The organism is Shewanella profunda (assembly GCF_023283765.1).
GTDB classification, from domain to species: Bacteria; Pseudomonadota; Gammaproteobacteria; order Enterobacterales; family Shewanellaceae; genus Shewanella; species Shewanella profunda.
Map to the genome: position 1 here is coordinate 79,836 of NZ_JAKILG010000009.1, position 12,384 is coordinate 92,219.

General features: G+C 43.5%; 7 protein-coding genes. All 7 read left to right on the forward strand.

Going from position 1 to position 12,384, the window contains the following annotated elements; genetic code table 11:
- Positions 1-12: 12 nt before the first annotated feature.
- The 7 genes from prc to L2744_RS06945 all read left to right on the forward strand — a co-directional run bounded on the left by prc (position 13) and on the right by L2744_RS06945 (position 12,127).
- Positions 13-2,058, forward strand: a complete 2,046-nt coding sequence (prc, locus tag L2744_RS06915; RefSeq protein WP_181811378.1) for a carboxy terminal-processing peptidase — start codon at positions 13-15, stop codon at positions 2,056-2,058.
- A gap of 84 nt (positions 2,059-2,142) precedes the next feature.
- Positions 2,143-4,692 carry an aminopeptidase N gene (gene pepN, locus L2744_RS06920; protein WP_248991225.1) on the forward strand — a complete coding sequence of 850 codons (2,550 nt, stop codon included), beginning with the start codon at positions 2,143-2,145 and terminating at the stop codon, positions 4,690-4,692.
- A gap of 44 nt (positions 4,693-4,736) precedes the next feature.
- Positions 4,737-4,952 (forward strand): DUF2835 domain-containing protein, encoded by a 216-nt coding sequence (locus L2744_RS06925; RefSeq protein ID WP_248991226.1) that lies wholly within the window; start codon positions 4,737-4,739, stop codon positions 4,950-4,952.
- A gap of 338 nt (positions 4,953-5,290) precedes the next feature.
- Positions 5,291-7,333: a DUF1302 domain-containing protein gene (locus L2744_RS06930; RefSeq protein ID WP_248991227.1), complete on the forward strand. Its 2,043-nt coding sequence runs from the start codon at positions 5,291-5,293 to the stop codon at positions 7,331-7,333.
- Positions 7,334-7,346: 13 nt separating this feature from the next.
- Positions 7,347-8,711 (forward strand): DUF1329 domain-containing protein, encoded by a 1,365-nt coding sequence (locus L2744_RS06935; RefSeq protein ID WP_248991228.1) that lies wholly within the window; start codon positions 7,347-7,349, stop codon positions 8,709-8,711.
- Between the two features lie 54 nt (positions 8,712-8,765).
- Positions 8,766-9,779, forward strand: a complete 1,014-nt coding sequence (locus tag L2744_RS06940) for a WD40/YVTN/BNR-like repeat-containing protein (RefSeq protein WP_248991229.1) — start codon at positions 8,766-8,768, stop codon at positions 9,777-9,779.
- 32 nt (positions 9,780-9,811) lie between these two features.
- The gene (locus L2744_RS06945) at positions 9,812-12,127 is read left to right on the forward strand and encodes an efflux RND transporter permease subunit (RefSeq protein ID WP_248991230.1); all 2,316 of its coding nucleotides are present in this window, start codon (positions 9,812-9,814) and stop codon (positions 12,125-12,127) included.
- The last annotated feature ends 257 nt before the right edge of the window (positions 12,128-12,384 follow it).

Below are 12,384 nucleotides of genomic sequence, written 5' to 3' on the forward strand. Positions count from 1 at the left end.
AGTAACTTGTTGATGCGAAAACTCACTTTGGCTATCTCGATTGCCACTGTTTTTGTCGGATTTTCGGCTTGGGCCGTACCACCCACGATTCAAATCAGCGAGTTACCCACTCTCAAGCAAGAGGCGCAACATAAGGTTGCCAGTAAGAGAGTGACGGACTTATATACTCGTTCGCATTACCACAGATTCAACTTAGACGATGCGTTTTCAGCGCAAATCTTCGATCGCTATCTCCAACAATTGGATTACCGCCGCAATGTATTGACCCAAGCGGATGTAGATAGTTTTAAACCTTATGCAAATCAATTCGATAACATGTTGAGTTCCGGTGAGCTTGAGCCTGCATACAAGATGTTTGACATAGTGCAAAAGCGCCGTTATGAAGGGTTTGTTTATGCCTTGTCATTATTGGATCAGGAAATAGATTTTACTGTTCCTGCTGACGTGTACGAATACGATAGGGAAGATGCTGCTTGGCCTAAAGACCAAGCAGAGATCAATGAACTGTGGCGTCAACGTGTTAAATATGATGCGTTAAATCTTAAGCTGACAGGCAAAAAGTGGCCTGAAATAGTTGATATTCTACAAAAGCGTTATAACAACGCGATTAAACGTCTCACTCAAACGAACAGTGAAGATGTGTTTCAAGGTGTGATGAACGCCTTTTCCCGCAGCATAGAACCACATACTAGTTATCTATCGCCACGTAATGCTGAGCGTTTCCAAATGGAAATGAATCTAAGCCTTGAGGGTATCGGTGCTCAGTTGCAGCTTGAAGATGACTACACTGTGATTAAGAGCTTAATCGCGGGTGGCCCAGCGGCAGGTAGCGAGAAGCTTTCACCTGAAGATAAAATTGTCGGTGTTGGTCAGGAAGGTGGCGAAATTGTCGATGTCATTGGTTGGCGTTTAGACGATGTTGTTGACCTCATTAAGGGGCCAAAGGGCAGTAAAGTGGTTCTGCAAATTCTACCTAAGAAGGGTGGCTCAAACGCAAAACCATTCAATTTGACCTTAGTACGCGACAAAATTCGCCTTGAAGATCGTGCAGCAACATCGAAAGTGATTGAACCTAAAGAAGGTGAGTACGCAAATCGTAAAGTCGGTGTTATCCATATTCCTGGCTTTTACATGAATTTGACCCAGGACGTTGAAAAAGAACTCGTTAAACTCAACGATGCGAAAGTAGAAGGTATTGTTATCGATTTAAGAGGAAACGGTGGTGGTGCCTTAACAGAGGCGGTACTGCTGACAGGTCTCTTTATTGATATGGGCCCTGTAGTGCAAATTCGTGATGCCGATGGCCGTGTGTCTGCACACCGTGATAACGATGGCAAAACGAGCTATTCAGGTCCATTGACGGTAATGGTTGATCGTTATAGCGCCTCCGCTTCTGAGATTTTTGCCGCAGCATTGCAAGACTATGACCGAGCATTAATTGTCGGTGAGTCAAGTTTTGGTAAGGGCACTGTACAGCAACATAAGAGCTTAGGTCGTATTTACGATATGTATGATAAGCCTATTGGTCATGTGCAGTACACGATACAAAAGTTCTACCGTATTAATGGCGGCAGCACCCAACTTAAAGGGGTAACCCCTAATATTGCTTATCCAAGTGCATTAGAGCCCGGTGAGTATGGTGAAGCTGAAGAGAAAAATGCGTTGCCATGGGATAAAGTTCCAGTAGCGCAATACAATACGTTAAATGAAGTGACGCCTGAGCTGGTTGTCAACTTAGAGAAAAAACACTTAGGTCGTATCAAGGACAGTGTAGAGTTTAACTATATTAATCAAGATATTGCTGAATTTAAAAAGCATCATAAAGAGAAAACAATTTCTTTAGTCGAAAGCGAGCGAATTGCTTCTCGTGAGGCTGATGAGAAAAAATTGCTAGATAGAACCAATGAGCGCCGAGTTGCTCAAGGTTTAGCTGTGGTTAAATCCATGGAAGACATTAAAGATACTACTGAAGCACCGGATCCATTTCTAGATGAAACCGCCTATATCACCTTAGATATGATTGATGCTAAAAAGCTTGCTAAAACTAGCGCGCAATAGGCTGTAGAAGGATCGATGTACCCCATATTAAAACGCGCTTATGGCGCGTTTTTTCTTATTAAGACCAGCGTTAAAGGGATCGAAATGACACAAGCACAAGCAAAGTACCTCAAAGATTATCAGGCCCCGCTATTCACTATTGATACCATTGATTTAGTCTTTGACTTAGCGGGTAAAAATACGCGTGTTAAAGCGATAAGCACAGTAAGACGCACGTCATCACATACACAAGCCCTAATGCTCGATGGTGATGATCTTGTTCTTGAATCGGTTGCTATCAATGGCGAAGCTGTGCCTTACCAAGTCGGTGCTGGATACTTAACTCTTGAGACCACCCTCGATGAGTTTGAGTTGACGATAGTGACTAAGCTTGATCCAGAGGCGAACTCAAGCCTCGAAGGTTTGTATATGTCCGACGGTGCCTACTGCACTCAATGTGAAGCAGAAGGTTTTAGGCGTATTACCTATTTTCTCGACCGTCCCGATGTACTCGCCAAATATAGTGTGCGAATAGAAGCAGATAGTGCGGCATTTCCATTTTTACTGAGCAACGGTAACTTAATGGACCAAGGGTCCTTAGATGGTGGTCGTCACTATGTGTGCTGGCAAGATCCGTTTCCGAAACCCGCTTATCTATTTGCCTTGGTCGCGGGGAATTTCGATATGCTACAGGATGAATTTATCACCCGTAGTCATCGCAAAGTGATACTCCAAGTATTTGTTGATAAAGGTAATCTACATAAAGCTGAGCATGCTATGGCATCACTTAAAAAGTCGATGGCTTGGGATGAATCGCGCTTTGACCTAGAGTATGACTTAAATATTTATATGATTGTTGCAGTCGATTTTTTCAATATGGGCGCGATGGAAAACAAAGGCTTAAATATCTTCAATACCAAATATGTGCTTGCGGATACCTTGACTGCCACGGATGAAGATTACCACGGTATTGAATCTGTCGTTGGGCATGAGTATTTCCATAATTGGACAGGAAATCGGGTGACATGCCGTGATTGGTTTCAGTTAAGCTTAAAAGAAGGCTTAACCGTATTTCGTGATCAGGAATTTAGTTCCGATTTAGGTTCACGGGCGGTGAATCGAATTCACGCAATTAAAGTGATCAAAAATCAGCAATTTGCCGAAGATTCGGGGCCAATGTCCCATCCGATCCGTCCTGGATCAGTGATTGAAATGAATAATTTTTACACTGTCACAGTGTATAACAAAGGTGCCGAAGTGATTCGCATGATGCACACTTTGCTCGGCGAAGCTAAGTTTCAGGCAGGAATGAAATTGTATTTTAAACGCCACGACGGTCAAGCCGTGACCTGTGATGACTTTGTCGCTGCGATGGAGGATGCAAGCGGAGTTGATTTAACGCAATTCCGTCTGTGGTATAGCCAAGCAGGCACCCCGATAGTGACGGTAACAGATCGTTTTGATGCAACTTCAGGCACTTATCAGCTTAGCCTCAAACAGACCTTAGCGGGCTGTAAATCCCCATTGCATATTCCCTTCAGCATTGAACTGTTAGATACCAGAGGGGTGTCATTAGTTAATGAAGTACTTGATTTTACAGAGGCAGATCAGGTTTTTAGTTTCGAAGGATTAAGCCATAAACCCCTTGTCTCTTTATTGCAGGATTTTTCAGCGCCAGTAAAACTGCATTACAACTTTGGTGTCGATCACTTAGTCCATTTGATGCGTTTTGCTAGCAGTGAAGTCGCACGTTGGGAAGCCTCGGTGACTTTGGTGAGCCAAGCTATTTGGCAGAATGTGGCCCATCTGCAACAGCAGCAAGCCATGACTCTGGACGAAAGGGTGCGCGATAGCTTTAAGGGTGTGTTGCTTAATACTGAGTTAGATCAGGCTTTAATTGCTGAGATTTTAGCAATTCCATCCGCATCAGCCTTGATTGAGCAGGTTGAAACCGTCGATTTAGACGCGTTAGCCCGCGCTCGGGAATTTGTGTTAACTGAACTGGCCTCATATTGTGAAGATGAGTTAATTGCGCTTTATCGTTCGCTATTAGCAGTGGAAAGTACTCAGGCTCGCGCTCTTAAAAATCAATGTCTAAATTGGATGAGCCGAGTCTGTGTTGGAGCAGAAGATTTTGTAATATCCCAGTTTGAAAACGCGACTAATATGACTGATTCCCTCGGTGCCTTAATGGCCGCTAATGTTGGTGATTTACCTTGCCGAAGTGAATTAATGTCGACATTTGAACTACGTTGGCGTGATACACCTCTGGTGATGGATAAGTGGTTCATGTTGCAAGCAACGCACAACGTAGATGATGTCATTGATAGTCTACGCCAGTTGCAACAACACAGTAGTTTTAGCATGGGCAACCCTAACCGGGTACGTTCCTTAATTGGCAGTTTTGCCGCTGGCAATATTTACCAATTTCACCGAGCCGATGGAAAGGGCTATGCTTTCTTAACTGAATGTTTAATTACATTAAATCAACTCAATCCTCAGGTCGCCGCTCGACTGGTGACGCCATTGATCCAATTCAGTAAATTTGATTTAGCGCGTCAAACACATATCAAGTCTTGCCTAGCACAGCTCTTAGCGTTGCCCGATCTGTCTAAAGATATGTATGAGAAAGTATCTAAAGCGTTGGCAAATTAGGATTGAGCCGGAGGAGGGCGACAGCGTATGTCGCCCATTCATTGATGGAATTTTATTTCAAATTAACGATCAGTTATAGGGATTTTTTACCGTACTATCAGGGCGTTGCTGATAAGGTGGAAGTCCGCGAAAGCCAAGGTCGAATACTATGGATTAATGGACGCCATTTTCGGCGCTTTTTAACTGAAGATGGGATCCATGGCTATTTCAAATTAGTTCTCGATGATAAGGGACAATTTGTTTCATTAAATCGTGTTTAATTCGCATTTGTTTATTTTTACTTAGAGTAATTACTTTAAACGGTCGGATGAATACGGATTTTATCAAGTGACAATTTGTTTGTAATTATGTTAATGAATTATATGATTTTTTAGTGTGTTTTTACTCCTACCTTCTATCTTATCCTTTTCTAATTTAAATTCACCCTAACGAATCTATGACAGAAATGTGTCTACGTGCTTAATTCTTTGGAAAATTTTCTCTAACTGCGCCTTGCCCAAGGGGATTAATTACTGTAACAATGATGTTACCTGTGAGCTAACAAGATGTTGGTTGTAATTCCTAAAACAAAGAATCCAGCAGGGTACGGAGAGCTAAAATGAAAATTGTTAAAAATAGTTTTAACAAGTCGGCGCTTGCTTTGGGGGTAGCGTCGGCATTGAGTTTATTAATAATGCCAAGTGTTAATGCGGTCTCATTTGATTGGGGTGAGGTTAAGGGGACATTTGACTCAACTTGGACAGCTGGCGCGAGTTGGCGTGTTGGAGAGCGTGATTGGGGAAATCAAATTGGTAAAGTTAACCAACCTCAATTTGATTGGTCTAACTACAGTGCATTTGGTAATACGAAATACACTTCTACAGAGATCTGGGCCCAACCCGGCTCCTATTCTAGCAACAATGATTTAAGTAATTTGCTTTACTCTCAAGGTGATACCACTTCTGAGATATTTAAAGGTTTACATGAGTTATCGCTTAAGTATGAAAACTATGGCCTATTCGCCCGCGGTATGTATTTTTATGATCGTAAATTAAACGATGGTAGTTATGATTTTAATGATCCTATAACAGGTGAAGAATTTGATCCTTGCAGAGATAGCCGAGCTTCTGAAGTGCAGTGTAAGGATATTCGCCTACTTGATGCATTCGTTTATGGTAATTTCGATTTAAACGATGGCGCAAACCCTTTATCCATTCGTTTGGGTGACCAAGTGGTTTCATGGGGGGAAAGCACCTTAATCGCCCACGGGATTAGTGAAATCAACGCTGTCGATTTAAACATCCTTAACGCTCCTGGTGCTGAACTCAAAGAAGCTTTTAGACCTCAGGGGATGGTGTGGCTATCTCTTGGGATCACAGATTCACTATCGGTTGAAGCTTTCTATCAATATGATTGGCAACCTATTTGGGTTCCAACGCCAGGTTCTATTTTTGCAACCAACGATTTTGCGGGTTTTGGTGGCTATAACCAAAATGCGCAACTGGGTTTCAACGCAAACCCAGATATCAATTTAGATTTTGTGATGCAAGAGTATGAGCTTTTAGCGGGAATGATTGCCAGCGGTCAGACTATCCCAACAGCACAATTGGTGTCTATGGGATTGGCTTATCCGACCAAAGTGACGTTAGTGCAGGATGAAGAAGAACCAAGCGACGGTGGTCAATACGGTGTCAAGTTCGGTTATTATGCGCCTTCACTCGGTGAAACCGAATTTGGTTTCTATTTTATGAATTACCATAGTCGTAGACCATTAATCAGTGGCACAGCGGCTGATTTTAGCACGGGGGCAATCCTATCCGATCTGGCAACAATTGGCCAGAACTCGGGCAACATTAACCGCGAACTTTTACTCAGTTTGAAGAGCTTTTCCAAGGCTCAAATTGTCTACCCTGAAGATATCAAGCTTTATGGCTTTAGCTTTAACACCTTAATTGGTGATACTTCTGTGGCGGCGGAAATTGCCCATCGTCAAGATGAGCCGTTGCAAATCGATGATGTGGAATTACTGTTTGCAGGTATGCCTCAACAGCTTGCAAATGCGGGAATACGCCCTGATCTTGATGGGATTTCACAGATAAAAGACGTGCAACCCGGAGAAACCGTTGATGGGTTTATTCGCTTAGACACAACCCAAGCACAAATGACCTTAACACATTTATTTGGCCCAACCTTAGGTTTAGATAACTTAACAATGCTGGCTGAAGTGGGTGGTGTATGGATCCATGATATGCCTGGTTTTGATGAACTGCGTCTCAATGGTCCTGGCACTTCACGCTCAGGTGGTAACCCCGATATGCCGGGAATTATCCAAGCATTGCACAATGGCCCAGAGACAAATCCATTCCCAACGGATTCTGCTTGGGGCTACCGCATCGTCGCTAAAGCTGAATTTAACAACCTGTTTGCGGGTGTGAATATGTATCCACGGGTGATTTTCTCCCATGATGTAGACGGTATCACACCAGATCCTATGTTCCTTTTTACTGAAGGACGCAAATCTGTCGCATTAGGTCTTAACTTCGACTATCAAAACCGTTGGGGCGCAGATCTGTCCTATAACAACTTCTTTGGTGGTGTCGGTACGACGAATGCGATGGCAGATCGTGATTATGTTTCATTCAATATCAAGTATTCGATCTAAAAGGACTATAACAATGAAGAAACTGACGATATTGGCGAGTGCAGTCATAATGGCACTTGCAGCGCCCGTTGTAATGGCGAAGGTCTCTGAGGCTGATGCGGCAAAACTGGGTAATGAATTAACGCCATTGGGCGCACAAAAAGCCGGTAATGCCGATGGTTCTATCCCTGCATGGGATGGAGGTATAACTAAGCCTGTTGCGGGTTATACCAAAGGTATGCATCACCCCGATCCTTTCCCTGAGGATAAAATAGAATTTACTATTACTAGTGCTAACAAAGCCGAATATAAAGATTTTCTGACCCCAGGTCAGCTAAGGTTGTTTGAACTTTACCCTGACACTTACAAAATGAATGTTTATAAGACTCGCCGTAGCGCCTCCGTGCCACAGTTTGTCTATGATGCCACTAAAGCAAACGCGACTCGCGCTGAGTTAGTCTCGCAAGGAAATGGCTTATCAGGTGCATCGATCGGTATTCCATTTCCAATTCCAACCAATGGGTTAGAGGCTATTTGGAACCATATTTTACGCTTCCGTGGCGTGGGGGTTGAAACCACTCGTAGTCAAGCTGCACCGACCGTAGATGGTAACTTTACATTGGTTGAAATGGCAGAAGAGCTGCGTTTTGAATACTCGCGGCCTGAGATCACCTTAGAACAGCTAAAAGCCAGCAATACTTTATTCTATTTCAAGCAAGTGGTGACTCAACCTGCTCGTTTGGCTGGAACGGCACTCTTGGTTAAAGAAACCATGGATCAAGAGGCATTGCCGCGTCAAGCTTGGACTTATAATACGGGTCAGCGTCGTGTACGTAAGGCACCAAACGTAGCCTTTGACACACCGGGTACCGTTTCTGACGGTCTACGTACTACGGACGATTTCGATATGTTTAACGGCTCTCCAGTGCGTTATAACTGGGAGTTGATTGGCAAGAAAGAAATTTATATTCCGTATAACGACTATAAATTGCACTCAGATAAGCTGAAATATGACCAAATTTTAAAAGCGGGTCATATTAATCCTGAGTATGTTCGTTGGGAAAAACACCGTGTTTGGGAAGTGAAGGCGACATTGAAATCGGGGATGCGCCATATTTATAAAACCCGCGTGATGTACCTAGACGAAGACTCATGGCAAGTGTCGGTTGCAGATTTATATGATAACCGTGATGAGTTATATCGTGTCGCCGTTGCCCATGGTTTGAACTATTACGAAGTGCCGACGCAATGGAATACCTTAGAGGTTTTCCATGATTTACAGTCTCGTCGTTATTTGGTGATGGGGTTAGACAACCAAAGTGGTATGTATAACTTTGATGCCCAACTGAGCGAAGCCAACTTTACCCCAGACGCCTTACGTCGTGAAGGTATTCGTTAACCGCCATATATTAAAGGGGCGCTAAGCGCCCCTCATTAGTTTAAGGAAGTTTGTATGTCGTTTCGCATCCTTCATTGTGTTGCTGCGTTGAGTATCAGTTGTTTATTTATTTCCCCTTCGTTTTCTGCGACATCAGAGGCTCCTTCATCCCAAATTCAACCTTTGGCTATATCATCATTAATATTAGATATTGCCGATACGGGTCAACGCTTAGTCGCGGTGGGTGAGCGTGGGCATGTGCTGGTTTATGATGGCAATTGGCAGCAAGTGACTACGCCTACATCGGTTCAGCTAACCAAAGTGTTTTTTATCAATGAAACTTTAGGTTGGGCAGTCGGCCATGACGCGACTATCTTGCATACACAGGATGGCGGTCAAACATGGCAGTTGCAAATGCAATCCCGTGAGATTGAAAAGCCTTTCCTCGATATCCTGTTTTTAAATGAACGAGAAGGCATGGCGATAGGTGCTTATGGGTTGTTTTATCGTACTAATGATGGTGGCGCGAATTGGAGCGCAGAGTTCCATGAAGAATTACTTGTTGAAGAAGATGTATCTTATTTGGCAGAGTTAAAGGGTAGCGATGAAGCCGCCTATTTGAATGAACGAGCCTCTTTATTACCCCATTTCAACCGTATTATCGCCTTAAAAGATGGTCGCTTAGTCCTCGTTGGAGAACTGGGTTTAGTGGCCGCTTCAAATGATAAGGGAATAACTTTCACCCGAACTGGTTTTGATTATGATGGTTCTATGTTCAATGCCATTGAAATGCAAGATGCCGTCTATGTAATGGGGCTTAGGGGGAATATATTTAAGGCTGATTTGAGTTTGAGCCAATGGCATGAAATTGAAATGCCTGTGCAATCTTCAATCAATGGTGTCATGGCTATGTCGGATGAAACGCTATATTTAGTGGGGAATGCGGGGGTTGTGATACAGCTAAATAGCGATGATACCAGTAGCATAGTCACCCGTCGCCAAGGGGAAAATTTAGTCTCTATCGCGAAAGATAATCAAGGGAATATGTGGTTATCAGGCAGCCAAGGGCTGTTTATTCTTAAGCCATAAAATTCTAAAACAACAATAATAGGGCCGAGAAGATGTTAGAAAAACTGGTCAACGGATTTGAGTTATTTTTATTTCGCAATCGCACATGGGTAGTGGGCATTTTTGCGTTATTAACGCTGTTTTTGGGATACCAAGCCAGTCAGCTGAAAATGGATGCGGCGTTTATCAAAAATATTCCACTAAACCACAGTTATATGCAGACGTACCTCAAACATCAGAAGGATTTTGGGGGGGCGAACAGTATCATGGTGGCGGTCGAAGATACGAGTGGCAATATTTTCAATGCAAATTATTTTGACACCTTAAAAAACGTCCATGACCAACTCTTCTTTATCCCAGGGGTCGAACGTTCACAGGTGAAATCCATTTTTTCCCCTTCGACGCGTTTTACTGAAGTCGTAGAAGATGGTTTTGCGGGGGGGCCAGTGATCCCCGCTGATTTTTCAACGACCCAAACTGGGCTGGATACGGTTCGCGATAACATCGAAAAAGCGGGGATTGTTGGTCGATTAATCGCGAATGATTACAGTGCTGCTATGGTGTCGGCTCAATTAATGGACTTTGATCCGCAAACGGGTAAGCCTCTGGATACCATCGCTTTTGCGGCTCAACTTGAAAATGAACTGAGGGGAAAATTCGAAACCGATAAGGTTAAAATTCACATTATAGGTTTTGCTAAAATGGCGGGTGATGTCGCCGATGGTGCCAAGGGCGTATTACTGTTTTTCTTGATAGCCATTTTGATCACGGCTGTTATGGTTTATCTCTTCTCTAAATCCATCATTCTGACCGTTCTGCCCTTAGTCTGTAGTTTAATGGCTGTGGTGTGGCAACTTGGACTATTGACTGTGATCGGTTTTGGTCTTGATCCTATGTCGATTTTAGTGCCATTCCTCGTGTTTGCGATTGGGGTCAGTCACGGTGTACAAATGATCAATGCGGTCAGGCGCCGTGTGATGGATGGGCAAACCACTAAAGCCGCAGCTGCCTCGGCATTCCGTAATTTATTAGTGCCGGGAGGGGTTGCATTACTCTCTGATACTGTTGGTTTTATTACGCTTTTGTCTATAGATATTGGCATTATCCGTGAGCTAGCCATTTCTGCGTCTTTAGGTGTGGGTGTGATTATTTTCACTAACCTTATCCTGTTGCCATTAGTGATTTCTTTCACCGAATTGAAGGCCGTTAAACATGCACAGCCTACGGCGGAGGAAGTGCGCGCAGAGGCGATTTGGCGTTTCTTGGCAAAGTTTGCAACGCCTAAATATGCGATAGTGGTTATTGTGGCGACGATTGCGTTATATTTTGTCGGGTTACAGCAGGCTAATCAGATGAAAATTGGTGACTTGCAGGGCGGGGCTCCCGCTTTACATCAAGACTCACGCTATAACTTAGATACCTTCTTTATCACCGACCATTTCTCTATCACTACAGATGTGATGGCTGTCATTGTTGAAGCTTCCCCCGAGGCATGTACTTACCACGATATGCTTATCCAAATAGATGAATTTGAGTGGTTAGTTCGCAACACCCCTGGGATTGAATCGACCGTGAGTTTAGCCTCAGTTGCAAAAAAAGTGAATGCGGGCTTTAACGAAGGCAATCCAAAGTGGGAAGTGCTACCTCGCACGACGGCAAGTTTAGTACAAGCCATTGGTCAAATTCCAACGACTTCAGGGCTGTTAAATGGCGATTGTTCCGTCATGCCTGTGTATTTGTTTATGAAAGATCATAAGGCTGAAACCATTGAAACTGTGGTGGCTAAGGTTAAAGCGGTTGCTGCCAAAATGGATAACGAACAGTTGCAGTTTAAGCTTGCGTCCGGGCCTGTGGGTGTTATGGCTGCAACCAATGAAGCCGTTGCCGCCGCGCAATTGCCTATGATGTTGTACGTCTATGGTGCCGTGTTTGTACTGTGTTTAATTAGCTTTAAATCCTTTAAAGCGACAGTCGCGGTGATTATTCCTTTGTATGTGGTTTCAACATTAGCGCAAGCCTTGATGACGCAACTCGATATTGGCTTAGCAGTCAGTACCTTACCTGTCATTGCTCTAGGTGTAGGTATTGGTGTGGACTATGGGATTTATATTTTATCCACTATGTCGTCTAAGCTATCAAATGGTATGCCAGTGCAGCAGGCTTATTATGAAGCCTTAGTCGAACGGGGCAGTGCGGTGATTTTCACTGGTTTGACTTTGGCGATTGGTGTGAGCACTTGGTTTTTCTCGGCACTTAAGTTCCAAATGGATATGGGAATATTGCTCACCTTCATGTTTGTGGTAAATATGCTCGGTGCAATAATTATCCTACCCGCGTTAGCCGCTGTATTTTGGCGACAACCTAAGTAGAGTCTAGCAATGGGGAGTTTAACTCCCCATTTATGTTTGAATAGTTAGTCTGTTTTTGCGATTGTTTGGTCATTATCCGTTCTGCATTCCTGCCATTACTCGATTTCAAGAGGATGTACCACTAAAATTTTCCTCGAAATACAGAGGATTTAGTAATAAACTTCGCGCGATGATCCAGATCACACTAATTTTTCTGCGATCGTTAAGCCGAAGCATCCAAATAATGAAAAAAAGCGCTGCCATAGACGCTTAAGGAA